Origin of the sequence: Methylobacterium sp. 285MFTsu5.1, from assembly GCF_000383455.1 — a bacterium.
Classification (GTDB): domain Bacteria; phylum Pseudomonadota; class Alphaproteobacteria; order Rhizobiales; family Beijerinckiaceae; genus Methylobacterium.
In genome coordinates this window covers 78,180-92,705 of sequence record NZ_KB911273.1, presented here as the reverse complement: position 1 = coordinate 92,705, position 14,526 = coordinate 78,180, and the positions used below count along the sequence as shown (strand labels likewise).

Below are 14,526 nucleotides of genomic sequence, written 5' to 3'. Positions count from 1 at the left end.
GCAGCGGGACCCGGAATCCAGAGCCGCCGACGTCCCGCGCGTGCGCGCGGACGGTGGTTCTGGATTCCGGGCGCGCCTTCGGCACCCGGAACGACGACGGGGCATTAAGAACAGAACACGAACATTACCCGGCCTCGCGGCCGAGCGCAACGAATCGCGCCCGCTCCTCGGGCGGCCCGAGGCCGCGGGGGCCCCAGACGTGCCGGTCGAGGAAGTACCCCGTCAAGGTAAACCCTTGGGCAACGCCGTCGGGACCCGGGGATCCGCCCGCGTGCAGGAAGGTCGGGAGCGCCAGCAGGCGGTCCCGGTAGGGCTCGCCCGCCGAGGCGCTGACCGCCCGGCCGCTCTTCGGCGACACGTAGGCCAGGGCGTCGTTGCCGCCGGTGGCCGCGCAGGCGGTGAGGTCGAGGCCGAAGCCGAGTTCCGACAGGATCGCCAGCTCGAACCGCACCATCAGGGGCGGGGCGATGGCGGGGTCGTCGAGGTGCTCGACCAGGATCCCCGCCGCCGCGTAGAGCGCCGGATGCGGGTCGCGCTCGGGGAGGAGCCGCAGAAGCGCGGCCATGTGGTTCATGCCGTAGAGGGCGAGGCTCGACCCGATCAGCCGCGAGACCTGCGAGTCCAGGGGCTCGACCGCGTAGGCGCCGAGACCCTCGTCGAGGCGCGCCCGCCACGTCACGCGGACCCGGTTCCCGGCCTGCAGCACGGGCTGCATCCGGCGCGAGCGCCCACCGTGCACGAGGCCGAGATGGCGCCCGTGGGCCTCGGTCATGGCCTCGAGGATGACGCCGGTCTCCCCGTGCCGGCGCAGGCCGAGCACCAGGGCGTCGTCGGTCCACTGCATCGAACGTCGCGTCTTCGTGTGAGGGATCGGGTGAGAGGCGCGCTCCGCGCCTGTCTCTCATATAGGGGGCCGCGGCCGCCGGCGCTGCCCCGCGCGGTCCCAGCCTCGGGCAACCTTGGCCGGATAGCGATGACCGATGCCGCTCCGCGCCGCCCTCGCCGCCCTCGCCGCCCTGCTGGTCCTCCTCGCCGCCGGCGCGCAGGCCGCGCCGCGCGCACCGAAGCCCGCCGCCGAGCCCGCCGCCGAGGCCGACCCCTCCCCGGCCCTCCTCCGGCGGATCGCCGCCCTGGCGCTGAGGCAGGTCGATTTCGGCGCGGTCTCGCTGCTGCCGGTGCGGTTCGCGGGCAGCCGGATCGCCGGGCCGATCGCCGAGGGCGGCCGGGTGATCTACTGCGTGTCGAGCCGGATGTACGGCCGGACCTTCGGCAAGCCCGAGCGCCCGAGGGTGGCGCTGCGCTACGACAACGACCGGCTCACGGTGCTCGACGACGACGAGGTCTGCACCGGACACCGCACCCGGCCCTTCCCCGAACTCGACGCGCTGGGCAACAAGCCGTGAGGCCCGGGCGTTGAGGGCCTATGCCCGCCGCGTCCGTCCGCACCCTCGACCTCAGCCTCGACCTGATCGCCCGCGCCCATTCCGTCCCGATCCCCGACGACCCGAGCGCGCTCGAGGTTCTGTCGGACGCCGAGTTGCGCCCGGGGCTCGACGCGATCGTCGCCGGGCGCGAGGGCAGCGACCTCTGGGTCTTCGCCTACGGCTCGCTGATGTGGAACCCGGAATTCCCGGTGGCCGAGCGCCGGATCGGGACGGTGCGCGGCTTCCACCGCCGCTTCTGCCTGCTCCAGCGGCGGTTCCGCGGCACGCCGGAACGGCCGGGCTTCGTCCTGGCGCTGGACCGCGGCGGCCTGTGCCGGGGCGTGGCCTTCCGCCTGCCCGGCATGGAGATCCGCGAGGCGCTGATGCCGGTCTGGCGCCGCGAGATGCGCGGCCGCGGCTACGTCGCCCGCTGGCTGCCGGTCGCCACCGAGGCCGGGACCGTCCCGGCCCTGACCTTCCTGGCGAACCGCGCCAGCGACCGCTACGCCGGACGCCTCTCGGATTCCGAGATCGCCGAGAAGATCGCCGCGGCCTGCGGCCACAAAGGGCCGAGCGCCGAGTACCTGTTCCGGACCGTGGAGGCCTGCGAGCGCCTCGGCATCCGCGACCGCCACCTCTGGAGCCTCCAGGCCCTCGTGGCCGCGCGCCTCAGGGCCTGCGCGCCCGGGGGGTGAGACCGTCTCCTGTCGAGCGCGTCGGTGCAGCCGTGCTCGCGAGGACGGTCGCGTCGACCGGGCAGCGGTTCAGATCCAGGCCCGCTTGGTCGCGACCACGAGGCGCCCGCCGCCGTGCTCCGCGTCCGGATTGCGCGGCTCCCGGATGCCGGGGGCGCGGCCGGTGGTGACGTAGACGAGGAGGGTGAGGACGAGCAGGATCTTCGTGCGCATGGCGACGCTCAAGGTTGAGCGTCGGTGCATAGGAACGATCGGTTTTTACCGAGTTGCTGCAGTGCACGCGGGCGCGCCGGCGGACGATTCCCTGCGGACGTGGTGAACGGAGGGTTGCGATGCGGCCGCGATCGTCTATGCCGCCGGCCCGTGATGTCCACAGGCGGAGGATGGGATGCGGCTCCGGATCGGCGTGGCCCTGGCGGTGGTCGTCATCGCCGCCGTTGCTCTGCTTGCCGGGCCGCTGAGCCGCGGCGACAGCCTGTCCGACATCCTGACCGGCCGGACCCCCCTGCTCGCCGGCAGCGCCCGGGCGCCCGGCGGCAGCGCGGACTTGAGCGGCACCGCGACCCTCGCGGCGGACCAGCGGCCGGCGACCCTGCACGTCGCCTGCGATCCGGGCGGCACCGGCCTGTCGGCGGCGCTGACCGTGCCGCGCTTCGCCGAACTGGCGCCGCGCTTCGATTTCGCGGGCCTCGAAGGGGCCGACAGCGAGAAGCCCCTGACCGGCCTCCTGGTCTCCAGCGCCGGCAGCGTGCGCTCCGTGCGCATGCCGGTCCGCGGCGCCGCGACCGGGGCCGATGCGGGCTTCACGCTGACGGTGGCGGGCGCGCGCCGCGGCGAGGATCCGCTGCGCGGGGTCGCCCTGGCCCTCGTCCAGCCCGGGACGAAGCTGACCTGGACGCAGGCGAGCCCGCGCGGCGAGGACCCGACCCTGACGGCCACGTTCACGGTGGCGGAGGCCGACGCCGCCGCGCTGAAGGGCGCCCTGAGCGGCTGCCTCGCGGCGCCGTTCTAGGGTCGCGATCGCGGCGGTCGGCCACCCCGGCCCGTTCGTCGCGGCCGCAGCGCACCGGAGCTGGTCAACCGGCGTGGCTGATCCCCTCGATGGCGCGGATGCGCGGCACGGCGAAATCGGTGAATGCGCGGACGACCGGGCGCATGTGGCGGACCGAAGGGTAGACCAGATAGGCGTCCGTCGACCGCACCTCGTACGCGGGCAGGACGCGGACGAGGTGGCCGGCCGCCAAGTCCTCGGCGACCAGCAGGTGCTGGACCGGGCCCATGTACCGTCCCGCGCGCAGTTCGGCCAACAGCACCTCCGCGCTGTTGGTCCGCAGGGCCGGGCGGACGGCGAGGCTCAGCGTCTCGCGCCCGTGCTGGAGTACGAGCGTGTTCCGGTCGTCCAGGGCCGACGTGGTCGTCACGAGGGCCCGGTCGGCGATCTGCCCGGGCGCGTCGATGCCGCCGGCCCGCGCCAAGTATGCCGGGGCGGCGACCAGGATGCGGCGCACCCAGCCGAGCCGCCGCGTCACGACGTCCTGCCCGTGGGGCCGGCCGTAGCGGAGCGCGAGGTCGTAATCCTCGTAGACGAGGTCGATCAGCCGGTTGTCCAGCACGAGATCGACCGTGACCCGCGGATTCTCGGCCTGGAACGCCGCCACGATCCGGTGCAGATGGGCCGCCCCGATGCAGGCGGGCGCGTGCAGCCGCAGCCGGCCTTCGATGCGGCCAGCCTCGGTGCGGGCATCTTCCAGGGCGGCGTCGATCGTGGCGAGCGCGGGCTGACAGGCCGCGTAGAGCCGCTGGCCCTGCTGGGTCGGACGCACCAGCCGCGCGGACCGTTCGAGGAGCCGCGCGCCGACCTGGGCCTCCAGATTGCGCAGATGCTTGCTGATCGCCGGCTGCGACACCGCGAGGTCGCGCGCGGCCGCGGTCATCGAGCCGCGCTCGACGGTCCGGAGGAACGCGCGCAGGGCCAGCGTCAGATCCATGGATGCCATCCGGTTATGGGTGCGATCACCCCATAGCCGATGGACGGGGCGGCCGCGTGGCGGTTCTGTGCGTCGTCGCCAGACCTTGGAGCGCAGCATCGATGTTTCCGACCCGCCGCAGCCTGCTCGCCGGCACGCCCCTGCTCGTCGCCGGCTGCGTCACCCGCGAGCCGCGCCCCGTCGCCGCGCTGCGCCCGCCCGTCGACCCGGCCTACACGGCCCTCTACGCCGCGCTCGACGGCGAGCCCTTCCCCGTGCCGGCGGTGGACCTGTCCGCGATAGACCCGCGCTTCCTGCGCCGGGAGGTGGCCTACGCCACGGCCGAGCCGCCGGGCACGATCGTGGTCGATCCTTCGGCGCGCTACGCCTACCTCGTGCGCGAGGGCGGGCGCGCCATCCGCTACGGCGTGGGCGTCGGTCGCGATGAGGCGTTCAACTTCCGAGGCGCGGCCGTCATCGCCCGCAAGGCCGAATGGCCGCGCTGGACGCCGACCCAGGCCATGATCAAGCGGGAGCCCGAGCGCTACGGGCCCTATGCCGGCGGCCTGCCCGGCGGGGCCGGCAATCCGCTCGGTCCGCGGGCGCTCTACCTCTATCGGGACGGAGGCGACACGCTCTACCGCCTGCACGGCACCACGGAGCCGCAGACCATCGGCACGATGGTGTCGTCGGGCTGCGTCCGGTTCCTGAACCAGGACATCATCGACCTGTACGCCCGCGTGCCGGTGGGGAGCCGGGCGGTGGTGCTGGCAGCCAGCGGGACGGCGGCGAGCTGAGGGCCTCGACGGGCACGCACCTACAATTCCCGGCGACAGAACTCACAAAAGCCCACCCGTCCTTGCGAGCGGAGCGAAGCAACCCCGTGTCGCGCGCCCTCATCGAGCGTGGCGCGTCCCTGGATCGCTTCGCTCCGCTCGCGAAGACGGCGCGGGCCAACCGAACCCACACGCGCTTGGTATCAGCCGCCCCTCAGCTCACCTCCACCTGCACCACCCCGGGCACGGTCCGGAGCTGGCCGGCGAGCGCCGGGCTCGCCTGGAACTTGCCCGGCAGCCGGATCTCCACCTCGCGCTCGCCGCCGTCGAGCTTGAGGATCAGCGAGACCTCGCTCTCGCCCCGCATCGACAGGCGCTGCTGCACGGGCGCGACGCCGCGCGGGTCGCTCAGATGGATGCGGATGCCCTTCTGGTGGCGGGCGACCGCTTGGTCGAGGGGTTCCGCGGTGAGGATGCGGGCGCGCACGTCCTCGCCCTCCAGGTTCGCCTGGAGCTGCAGAACCAGCGGTCGGCCCGGTTCCAGGATGTCGCGGTACTGGCCGAGCCCCTCGGAGAAGATGATCGCCTCGAAATGCGCGGTCCGGTCCGACAGGGTGACGATGCCCATCTTGTTGCCGGTCTTGGTCCGCCGCTCCGCCCGGTCGAGCACCGAGGCCGCCACGCGGCCGACGCTCGACGTCCCGGCCCGCACGGCGCGGCAGAAATCCGTCCAGCTCTGCACCCGCAGCTTGTCCAAGAGGTCGCCGTACTCGTCGAGCGGATGGCCCGAGATGAAGAAGCCGATCGCCGCGTACTCGCGCTTGAGCGTGTCGGCCATCGGCCAGATCTCGTGCGGCGGGATCCGCAGGGACACGTCGTCCGCCACCACGCCGCCGAACATGTCGGTGACGCCGGCCGATTCCGCCTCCGCCGCGCTGGCGGCGAGCTTCATCATCGGCTCCACCGCCGCGAAGGCGCGCGCGCGGTCGGGCTCGATGCAGTCGAGCGCCCCGGCCTGGACGAGGCTCTCCAGGGTGCGCTTGTTGATCATCCGCGGGTTCAGCCGGCGGGCGAGGCAGGCGAGATCCTTGAACGGCCGGTCGCCGCGGGCCTCCACCAGCGCCCGCACCGCCTCGCGGCCGACGCCCTTGATGGCGGCCAGCGCATAGAAGATCTTGCCGTCGCGCACCGCGAAGACCTCGCCGGAGGTGTTGATCGAGGGCGGCTCGACCGTGATCTTCAGGCGCTGCGCGTCCTGGCGGAATTCGGCCAGCTTGTCGGTGTTGTCGATGTCGAGGGTCATGGCGGCCGCCAGGAACTCGACCGGGAAGTTCGCCTTCAGGTAGGCGGTCTGGTAGGTCAGCAGCGCGTAGGCCGCCGCGTGGCTCTTGTTGAAGCCGTAATCGGCGAACTTGGCGAGCAGGTCGAAGATCTCGTTGGCCTTGGCCTTGGTCAGCCCGCGCTCGGTGCAGCCCTTGAGGAACCGGTCGCGCTGCGCGTCCATCTCGGCGCGGATCTTCTTGCCCATGGCGCGCCGGAGCATGTCGGCCTCGCCGAGCGAGTAGCCGGCGAGCACCTTGGCGATCTCCATCACCTGTTCCTGGTAGACGATGATGCCGAAGGTCTCCTTCAGCATCGGCTCCAGCTTCGGATCCGGGTACCAGGACGCCTCGTTGCCGGCGTCGCGGCCGAGCTTGCGCTCGCAGTAGACCGGGATGTTGGCCATCGGGCCCGGCCGGTAGAGCGCCACCAGGGCGATGATGTCCTCCAGCCGGTCGGCCTGCATCTCGCAGAGCGCCTTGCGCATGCCGGCCGATTCCACCTGGAACACGCCGACCGTCTCGCCCCGGCCCATCGGCCCGTAGGTGTTCGGGTCGTCGAGCGGCAGCGAGGCGAGGTCGATGTCGATGCCGCGCTGCTTCAGCAGATCGGTGCAGCACCGCAGCATCGTCAGGGTCTTGAGGCCCAGGAAGTCGAACTTCACCAGCCCCGCCTGCTCGACCCACTTCATGTTGAACTGGGTGACCCGCATGCCGGTCTTCGGGTCCCGGTAGAGCGGGACCAGCTCCTCGAGCGGCCGATCGCCGATCACCACGCCGGCGGCGTGGGTCGAGGCGTGCCGGTGCAGGCCCTCGAGCTTCTTGGAGATGTCGATGAGGCGGCCGACGATCGGCTCCTCCTCCATGGCCTGCTGGAGCTTGGGCTCGCCCTCGATGGCCTGGGCGAGCGTCACCGGGTTGGCGGGGTTCTGCGGCACGAGCTTGGTCAGCTTGTCGACCTGCCCGTAGGGCATCTCCAGGACGCGGCCGACGTCGCGCAGCACGCCGCGGGCGAGCAGCGTGCCGAAGGTGATGATCTGCCCGACCTGCCCCTCGCCGTAGCGCTGCTGCACGTAGCGGATCACCCGCTCCCGGCCCTCGACGCAGAAGTCGATGTCGAAATCCGGCATCGAGACGCGCTCGGGGTTGAGGAAGCGCTCGAACAGCAGGCCGAACCGGAGCGGGTCGAGGTCGGTGATGAGCAGCGACCACGCCACCAGCGAGCCGGCGCCCGAGCCGCGGCCCGGACCGACCGGGATGTCGTGGTCCTTGGCCCACTTGATGAAGTCGGAGACGATCAGGAAGTAGCCCGGGAACTTCATCTTGACGATGACGTCGAGCTCGAACTCGAGGCGCTTGCGGTAATCCTCCTCGGAGAAGCCCGGCGCCGTGCCGTGCTGCTTCAGGCGCAACTCCAGCCCGGCCTCGGCCTGCCGGCGCAGCTCGGTCGGCTCGTCGGCCGAGACCGCCCGCGCGCCCGCGTCGGACGCCTCCGCCAGGGCCTCCGCCAGGGCCTCCGCCATGGGCGGCGTCTCGCCGGCCGCCACGGCGCCGAAATTCGGCAGGATCGGCTTGCGGGTCCGCGCACGGACGGCGCAGCGCATGGCGATCTCGACCGTCGCCTGGAGCGCGTCCGGCAGGTCGCGGAACAGCTCGGCCATCTCGGCCCGGGTCTTGAAGGCGTGGCTCGGTGTCAGGCGGCGGCGGCGCTCGTCCGAGACGAGGCGGCCCTCCGCGATGGCGAGCAGCGCGTCGTGGGCGTCGTAGTCGTCGGGCTTGGCGAAGTAGGGCTCGTTCGTCGCCACGATCCCGAGGCCGTGGCGACCGGCGAGGTCGAGGAGCGCGGTCTCGATCCGCGCCTCCTCGGACTGGCCGTGGCGCTGGATCTCCACGTAGAGCCGGTCCTCGCCGAACGTCTCCTTCAGGCGCTTCAGGCGGTTGAGGGCGAGCTCCGGCCGGCCCGCCCGGAAGGCCGCGTCGAGGGGGCCCGCCATCCCGCCGGTGAGCGCGATCAGCCCCTCGGAGGCGCCCGCGAGCGCTCCGGCATCGAGGCGCGGCGCCTCGCCGAGGGCCGTGTCGAAATAGGCGCGGCTCGCCAGCCGCAGCAGATTGGCGTAGCCGGTCTCGTCCTGGGCGAGGAGCACGATGCCGTGGCTGGTCGGCGCCTGACGCTGGTGCGGGTCCGCGGCCTCGAACGCCACCGAGAGCTGCACGCCGGCGATCGGCTGGACGCCCTCCCCGGCCGCCTTCTCGGAGAATTCCAGCGCGCCGAACAGGTTGTTGGTGTCGGTCAGGGCCAGGGCCGGCTGCCTGTCGGCGACCGCCGCCTTGATCAGGGAGCCGACCTTCAGCGCCCCTTCGAGCAGGGAATAGGACGAGTGGACGTGGAGGTGGACGAATCCGACCTCCTTGAGCTGGCGTGGCATGGCCGACCTTGTTCCGGGGTCGGGCAGCATCCCCGCTCGCCGGCCTCAAGTCGACGTGCGCCGCGCCGCCGGCGGACGATATCCACCGGTCGTGCCCCGGAAGCACCAGTTCGGCCCAGCCCTGTGGACAATCGGCGCCTACGGGGCGATCGCCTGTGCATAACCCGTCCGCGGACGGAACCGGGCAGTCTTCGGAAAAATCCGGCTAACGAACCGGTGCCAAGGCTATCGCCCAGGCGCCCACCGCCGCGAACAGCATCCCGAACGCCATGAACTCGACCACTCCGGTCAGGATCACCCGCTTCAGCATCGACCTGCCTCCTGTGTTCCGGCCCTAGTATGTTCATGTTTTGTTCTATGGAAAGGGTCTGCGGGTCACAGGGCGGCCCCGTTTCTTCGACAGGGTAAAAAGTGTCTTGATGCGGATCGGGCGGGCTGGCATGCCCCCGCCTTCAAGACGAGCTCGTCACCGGCTGGGGAGTTCGAAGGAGCAAGCCATTCCCGAGCACCGGACGGTCGAACGGTTCGACGTCGCCCTCGTGGCCGTCGGCACACACGGCGATGTGCTTCCGTTCATCGCGCTGGGGCACGAGCTCCTGAAGCGCGGCCACGGCGTCTCGCTGGCGGCCCCGGCCCCGTTCGAGGCGATGGCCCGCCGGGCCGGCCTCGCCTTCCAGCCCCTGGGCACGGTCGCCGATTACGAGGCGGTGATCCGCCAGCCGGATCTGTGGCACCCGCAGCAGGGGTTCCGCCCGATGTTCGACTACGCCCTGCGGGTGGCCGAGCCGGCCTGCCTGTGGCTCGGCGCGACCCGCGCCCGGGGGATCGACCTGCGGGTGGTCGCCTCGCCGCTGGGCTGGGGGGCGCGGCTCGCGCAGGACCTCTACGATCTGCCGACCGCGACGCTGCACGTCATGCCGTTCCTGATCGAGAGCCGGTACGATCCGCCGCGCCTGCCGGGCCTGCCGCTGCCGCGCGTCCTGCCGGCCGCCCTGCGAGCCTACGTGAATCTCGGCGTCGACAAGGTGGCGGTCGGCCCGTTCACCCTCCCGCCGCTGAACGCCCTGCGGGCGCGTCTCGGCCTCGATCCGGTCTACCGGCTGCGGCACTGGTGGAACAGCCCGACCGGCATGCTCCTGATGTTCCCCGACTGGTACGCGGAGCCCCAGGCCGACTGGCCGGGCCAGGCGGTGCAGCTCGGCTTCCCGCTGGTCGACCGGTTCGGCGACGTGGCGTCCATGCCGCCGGAGCTGGAAGCGTTCCTCGAGGCGGGCGACCCGCCGATCGTGTTCACCTACGGCTCGGCCATGCGCCAGGGCGCCGGCTTCTTCGACACTGCGGTGCGGCTGTGCCGGCGCATGGGCCGGCGCGGCGTCCTGCTCGCCCCGCAGGGGGGGCAGATCCCGAAGCCGCTGCCGGCCGGGATCATCCACCTGCCCTACGCCCCCCTGAGCGCCCTGCTGCCGCGCAGCGCGGCGCTGGTCCACCACGGCGGCGTCGGCACGGTGGCGCAGGCGCTGGCCGCGGGCGTCCCGCAGCTGGTGGTGCCCGTGGCCTTCGACCATTTCGACGAGGGGCGGCGGCTGAAGGATCGGGATCTCGGCGCCACCCTGAGCCGCCGCGCCTTCCGGCCCGCGCGGGCGGCGCGGGTCCTCGGCCGGCTGCTCGCCGACCCCGCGGTGACGCGGGCCTGCGCGGCGGCCCGGGCGCGGATGGCGGACGGCCGCGACGCCGTCCTCGACGCCTGCGACTACGTCGAGCGGCTGACGGCCGCCGAGTCCGGTCCCGGCCCGTCCCGCGCGTCCTGACCCGCCGGCTGCCCGAACGCGGGGGGGGCGCCCCCTCCGACGGAAGCGGCGCCCTTTCGATTACTGCCCGAGCAGCGCGGTGGCCGAACCGACGAACGTCATGAGCAGGCCGCTCACGAAGGCGCCGATCATGACGTAGGAGAGAGCCTTGAGCTTCATCCGTCCTCGCGTCGGCTCAGCAGCGGTAGCCGCCGGAGGTCTGGCCGTACTGCTTCACCGGCCGGGTCTGCTGGTCGGCGTTGCCCTCGGCGGCCGAGCTCAGCGGGCAGCCGACGTAGTTGGGATTGTCGTGGACCCCCAGTCCGAGCGAGCCCGTGGTCTCGACCTCGTAGGGAGCGAGGCCCGTCCAGCGGGCGCCGTTCGCCGCCAGAGCGGACGAGATCGGGGCAACGCCAAGGACAAGTGCGGTGACGGCTGCGGCGATACGGGTCTTCATGGTCAGGCTCCAGAGATAACGCAGTACAGACCGGTTGTTCGGCTCTGTTTTGTCTTGCGTGATCACAAGATAGGGGCCCGGTGTCTTCCGCGACGTGACGCGTCGCACGCGGCGCAACGGATTAAAGAGCGCGTGCACTTGCGGGGCTCGGAGGTCTGCGGTCCGGCTGGCGTCGCGGGCCGGGAGCGATGCGCCCTGTGGTTGATCGAGGCTGCCGGGGCGCGGCGTGCAAGGGGCGCGCCGCCGCGCGTGCCATATCTGCGCCGGCACACGGGAGATCTGCTCAGCGGGTGGCCCGCTCAGTCGAGCTGCGTGATCAGCCCGTCCCGGATGGTGACCCGCCGATCCATGCGGGCGGCCAATTCCAGGTTGTGGGTCGCGACCAGGGCGGCGAGCCCCGAGGCGCGGACCAGGGCCATCAGGATCGAGAAGACGTGGCCCGCCGTCCCGGGATCGAGGTTGCCGGTCGGCTCGTCGGCGAGCAGCAGCCGCGGTCCGTTGGCCACCGCCCGGGCGATGGCGACGCGCTGCTGCTCGCCTCCCGACAGCTCCGCCGGACGGTGCGGCAGGCGCTCCTTGAGGCCGAGGAAGCTCAGGAGTTCCGTGGCGCGGGCCTTCGCCTCCGGGGCCTTCAGGCCGCGGATGAGCTGGGGCATCACCACGTTCTCCAGCGCCGAGAACTCCGGCAGGAGGTGGTGGAACTGGTAGACGAAACCCATCTCCTCGCGCCGCAGGCGCGTGCGCTCGGAATCCGCCATCGCGGCCGTGGGCTGACCGCCGATATAGATCTCGCCCCCGTCCGGCCGCTCCAAGAGGCCGGCGAGGTGCAGCAGGGTCGACTTGCCGGCTCCCGACGGCGCCACCAGCGCGACCAACTCCCCCGGCCAGATCGCGAGGTCGGCCCCGCGCAGGATCTCGAGGGCACCCTCGGCCTGGGCGTAGCGCCGCTCGACGCGGGAGAAGAACAGCGCCGGCACCGGCTGGTCGCCGGCGGTCTGGCTCGAATCGCTCATCGGATGCGGCCCGTCAGCCGTAGCGGAGGGCCTGCACCGGATCGAGCCGGGCGGCGCGCCAAGAGGGATACAGCGTCGCCGCGAGCGACAGCAGCAGGGAGGTGATCACTACGGCGGTGATCTCCTTCGGGTTCATCTGCGCCGGGATCTCGGCGAGGAACCGCACCGTGGGGTCCCAGGCGCCCGGAAACAGCACGTGCTGGATCGGCTTGATGTTGAGGGTGATCAGGATGCCGAGGCCGAGCCCGCTGAGCGTCCCGACGACGCCGATCAGCGCGCCGTTGATCAGGAACACCCGCATGATCGTGCCCGGCGTCGCCCCCATGGTGCGCAGGATCGCGATGTCGCTCGACTTGTCGCGCACCAGCAGGATCAGGCCGGAGACGATGTTGAGGGTCGCCACCACGACGATCAGGCTGAGGATCAGGAACATGACGTTCCGCTCGACCTCCAGGGCCCCGAAGAAGGTCCGGTTGCGCTGGCGCCAGTCGGTGAGCAGGATCGGGCGCTCGGCCGCCATCTCCAGGGGCTCGCGCATGTCGCCGACATGGTCGGGATCGTCGACATAGATCTCGATCATGCTCACGTCGCCGTCCTTGTTGAAGAACGCCTGGGCCTCGACCAGCGGCATGAACACGAAGGTCTGGTCGAACTCGGTCATGCCGACCTCGAACACCGCCTTGACCGTGTAGCTCTTGGTGCGCGGCGCCGTCCCGAAGGGCGTCGACGAGCCCTTGGGCGTGACCAGCGTGATCGTGTCGCCGGCCTGCAGGCCCAGCGTGTCGGCGAGCCGCCGCCCGATCAGCACGCCGGTGCCGTCGTCGAAACCTTCGAGGGTGCCGCCGCGGATCGCCGAGGACACGGCCGCCAGCGCGTCGAGGTCGGCCGCCCGCACGCCGCGGATGATGACGCCGGATCCGCCGTACTGCGACGAGGCGAAGGCCTGGCCCTCGACCAGCGGCACCGCGGCGCGCACGCCCGCCACCTTCGACAGCCGGTCCGACAGGTCGGTCCAGTCGTTGAACGGCCGGTCGATGGGCGTCGCGAACAGGTGGCCGTTGATGCCGACGATCTTCGACAGCAGTTCCGCGCGGAAGCCGTTCATCACTGACAGGACGATGATCAGCGTGGCGACGCCGAGCGCGATGCCGAGCACCGAGAAGAACGCCACCACCGAGACGCCGCCGCCCCGGCGCCGGGCGCGCAGGTAGCGGCCGGCGAGGATCCACTCGAACGGCGCGAAGGGCGCGGTGCCCTGGCGGAACGAGGCCGCGAACGAGGCCGCGAAGGTCCGAACCCGGTCCAGCTTCGCTGAGGCGGCCATCGGCACGCCTCAGACGCGCCGGATGCGTGCCAGCAGATCGACGGTCGCGAGGCTCTCGCGCTCGCCGCCGGCACGCCGCTTCAGCTCGACCTTGCCCTCCGCTAGGCCCTTGGGCCCGACGATCACCTGCCAGGGCAGGCCGATCAGGTCGGCGGTGGCGAACTTCGCGCCGGGGCGCTCGTCGCGGTCGTCGTAGAGCACCGACAGGCCGGCGGTCTCCAGGTCGGACTGGATCTGCGCGCAGGCGGCGTCGGTGGCCGCGTCCCCGACCTTGAGGTTGATCAGGGCGACGTCGAACGGCGCGACCGAGTCCGGCCAGATGATCCCGGCCTCGTCGTGGCTGGCCTCGACGATGGCGGCGACCAGCCGGCTCGGCCCGATGCCGTAGGAGCCCATATGGACCGGCCGCTCGATCCCGTCCGGACCGGCGACCTTGGCGCCCATCGGCTCGGAATACTTGGTGCCGAAGTAGAAGATGTGCCCGACCTCGATGCCGCGGGCCGCCATGCGGTTGTCCTCCGGGACCTCCGCGAAGGCCGCCGGCTCGTGCATCTCCTCGGTGGCCGCGTAGTGCGAGGTCCAGGCATCGACGATGCCCTGGAGGGCGGCGACGTCGTCGAAATCGACGGTCGCCGGCGGGATGTCGAAGTCGAGATAGGCCTTGTCGCAGAAGACCTCGCTCTCGCCGGTCTTCGCCAGGATGATGAACTCGTGGGACAGGTCGCCGCCGATCGGGCCGGTATCGGCGCGCATCGGGATCGCTTTCAGGCCGAGGCCCGCGAAGGTCCGCAGGTACGCCACGAACATCCGGTTGTAGGCGTGGCGCGCGCCGGCCTGGTCGAAATCGAACGAGTAGGCGTCCTTCATCAGGAACTCGCGGGAGCGCATCGTGCCGAAGCGCGGCCGCACCTCGTCGCGGAACTTCCACGAGATCTGGTAGAGGTTCTTGGGCAGGTCCTTGTAGGAGCGCACGCTCGCCCGGAAGATCTCGGTGACCATCTCCTCGGCTGTGGGGCCGTAGAGCATCTCGCGGTCGTGCCGGTCCTTCAGGCGCAGCATCTCCTTGCCGTAGGCGTCGTAGCGGCCGGATTCCCGCCACAGCTCGGCGGACTGCACCGTCGGCATCAGGATCTCGACGGCGCCGGACCGGTCCTGCTCCCGCCGGATCACCGCGCAGACGCGCTCCAGAACCCGCAGGCCCAGCGGCAACCAGGCGTAGATGCCGGCGGCTTCCTGGCGGACTAGGCCGGCGCGCAGCATCAGCCGGTGCGAGACGATCTCGGCTTCCTTGGGCGTCTCGCGCAAGGTCGGCATGAAATAGCGGGAGAGACGCATGTC

General features: G+C 71.8%; 13 protein-coding genes. 5 read left to right on the top strand and 8 right to left on the bottom strand.

Features of this window, described 5'->3' with window-relative positions; all coding sequences use genetic code 11:
• Positions 1-124 precede the first annotated feature (124 nt).
• A complete protein-coding gene (recO, locus tag H288_RS0109040) occupies positions 125-844 on the bottom strand; it encodes a DNA repair protein RecO (protein ID WP_020092262.1) in 720 nt (239 codons plus the stop codon).
• A 136-nt stretch (positions 845-980) separates the two neighbouring features.
• On the opposite strand from recO, the gene H288_RS0109035 reads away from it, so the two are divergent.
• Positions 981-1,403: a hypothetical protein gene (locus tag H288_RS0109035; protein ID WP_020092261.1), complete on the top strand. Its 423-nt coding sequence runs from the start codon at positions 981-983 to the stop codon at positions 1,401-1,403.
• Between the two features lie 20 nt (positions 1,404-1,423).
• Complete coding sequence (locus tag H288_RS0109030) at positions 1,424-2,119, top strand: gamma-glutamylcyclotransferase (RefSeq protein ID WP_020092260.1); 696 nt, start codon at positions 1,424-1,426, stop codon at positions 2,117-2,119.
• 69 nt (positions 2,120-2,188) lie between these two features.
• Here the strand turns inward: H288_RS0109030 and H288_RS35605 are convergent, their stop codons facing one another.
• The gene (locus H288_RS35605) at positions 2,189-2,332 is read right to left on the bottom strand and encodes a hypothetical protein (protein WP_020092259.1); all 144 of its coding nucleotides are present in this window, start codon (positions 2,330-2,332) and stop codon (positions 2,189-2,191) included.
• Positions 2,333-2,507: 175 nt separating this feature from the next.
• Between H288_RS35605 and H288_RS0109020 the strand changes: the two genes are divergently transcribed.
• The gene (locus H288_RS0109020; protein WP_020092258.1) at positions 2,508-3,131 is read left to right on the top strand and encodes a hypothetical protein; all 624 of its coding nucleotides are present in this window, start codon (positions 2,508-2,510) and stop codon (positions 3,129-3,131) included.
• Positions 3,132-3,195: 64 nt separating this feature from the next.
• On the opposite strand, the gene H288_RS0109015 is transcribed toward H288_RS0109020, so the two are convergent.
• Complete coding sequence (locus H288_RS0109015; RefSeq protein WP_020092257.1) at positions 3,196-4,107, bottom strand: LysR family transcriptional regulator; 912 nt, start codon at positions 4,105-4,107, stop codon at positions 3,196-3,198.
• Positions 4,108-4,208: 101 nt separating this feature from the next.
• Here H288_RS0109015 and H288_RS0109010 point away from each other — a divergent pair, with 101 nt between their 5' ends.
• Positions 4,209-4,883 carry a L,D-transpeptidase gene (locus H288_RS0109010; protein WP_020092256.1) on the top strand — a complete coding sequence of 225 codons (675 nt, stop codon included), beginning with the start codon at positions 4,209-4,211 and terminating at the stop codon, positions 4,881-4,883.
• Between the two features lie 193 nt (positions 4,884-5,076).
• Here H288_RS0109010 and dnaE read toward each other — a convergent pair whose 3' ends face one another.
• Positions 5,077-8,607, bottom strand: a complete 3,531-nt coding sequence (gene dnaE, locus H288_RS0109005) for a DNA polymerase III subunit alpha (RefSeq protein WP_020092255.1) — start codon at positions 8,605-8,607, stop codon at positions 5,077-5,079.
• A 440-nt stretch (positions 8,608-9,047) separates the two neighbouring features.
• Here dnaE and H288_RS0108995 point away from each other — a divergent pair, with 440 nt between their 5' ends.
• Positions 9,048-10,415, top strand: a complete 1,368-nt coding sequence (locus H288_RS0108995; protein ID WP_234082876.1) for a glycosyltransferase — start codon at positions 9,048-9,050, stop codon at positions 10,413-10,415.
• Between the two features lie 175 nt (positions 10,416-10,590).
• On the opposite strand, the gene H288_RS0108985 is transcribed toward H288_RS0108995, so the two are convergent.
• The 4 genes from H288_RS0108985 to proS form a co-directional block, all read right to left on the bottom strand.
• On the bottom strand, positions 10,591-10,851 hold the full coding sequence (locus H288_RS0108985; RefSeq protein WP_020092251.1) for a hypothetical protein: 261 nt from the start codon (positions 10,849-10,851) through the stop codon (positions 10,591-10,593).
• A gap of 299 nt (positions 10,852-11,150) precedes the next feature.
• Positions 11,151-11,864: an ABC transporter ATP-binding protein gene (locus tag H288_RS0108980; RefSeq protein WP_020092250.1), complete on the bottom strand. Its 714-nt coding sequence runs from the start codon at positions 11,862-11,864 to the stop codon at positions 11,151-11,153.
• Between the two features lie 13 nt (positions 11,865-11,877).
• Complete coding sequence (locus tag H288_RS0108975) at positions 11,878-13,188, bottom strand: lipoprotein-releasing ABC transporter permease subunit (protein ID WP_020092249.1); 1,311 nt, start codon at positions 13,186-13,188, stop codon at positions 11,878-11,880.
• A 9-nt stretch (positions 13,189-13,197) separates the two neighbouring features.
• Complete coding sequence (gene proS / locus H288_RS0108970; protein ID WP_020092248.1) at positions 13,198-14,523, bottom strand: proline--tRNA ligase; 1,326 nt, start codon at positions 14,521-14,523, stop codon at positions 13,198-13,200.
• Positions 14,524-14,526: the final 3 nt, after the last annotated feature.

Bases quoted from the DNA above. Each gene is read 5' to 3' on its own strand.
- H288_RS0108975 (WP_020092249.1), bottom strand. From the start codon at position 13,188: ATGGCCGCCTCAGCGAAGCTGGACCGGGTTCGGACCTTCGCGGCCTCG.
- H288_RS0108980 (WP_020092250.1), bottom strand. From the start codon at position 11,864: ATGAGCGATTCGAGCCAGACCGCCGGCGACCAGCCGGTGCCGGCGCTG.
- H288_RS0109020 (WP_020092258.1), top strand. From the start codon at position 2,508: ATGCGGCTCCGGATCGGCGTGGCCCTGGCGGTGGTCGTCATCGCCGCC.
- H288_RS0109015 (WP_020092257.1), bottom strand. From the start codon at position 4,107: ATGGATCTGACGCTGGCCCTGCGCGCGTTCCTCCGGACCGTCGAGCGC.
- proS (WP_020092248.1), bottom strand. From the start codon at position 14,523: ATGCGTCTCTCCCGCTATTTCATGCCGACCTTGCGCGAGACGCCCAAG.
- H288_RS0109035 (WP_020092261.1), top strand. From the start codon at position 981: ATGCCGCTCCGCGCCGCCCTCGCCGCCCTCGCCGCCCTGCTGGTCCTC.
- dnaE (WP_020092255.1), bottom strand. From the start codon at position 8,607: ATGCCACGCCAGCTCAAGGAGGTCGGATTCGTCCACCTCCACGTCCAC.
- H288_RS0109030 (WP_020092260.1), top strand. From the start codon at position 1,424: ATGCCCGCCGCGTCCGTCCGCACCCTCGACCTCAGCCTCGACCTGATC.
- H288_RS35605 (WP_020092259.1), bottom strand. From the start codon at position 2,332: ATGCGCACGAAGATCCTGCTCGTCCTCACCCTCCTCGTCTACGTCACC.
- H288_RS0108995 (WP_234082876.1), top strand. From the start codon at position 9,048: ATGCCCCCGCCTTCAAGACGAGCTCGTCACCGGCTGGGGAGTTCGAAG.
- H288_RS0108985 (WP_020092251.1), bottom strand. From the start codon at position 10,851: ATGAAGACCCGTATCGCCGCAGCCGTCACCGCACTTGTCCTTGGCGTT.
- H288_RS0109010 (WP_020092256.1), top strand. From the start codon at position 4,209: ATGTTTCCGACCCGCCGCAGCCTGCTCGCCGGCACGCCCCTGCTCGTC.
- recO (WP_020092262.1), bottom strand. From the start codon at position 844: ATGCAGTGGACCGACGACGCCCTGGTGCTCGGCCTGCGCCGGCACGGG.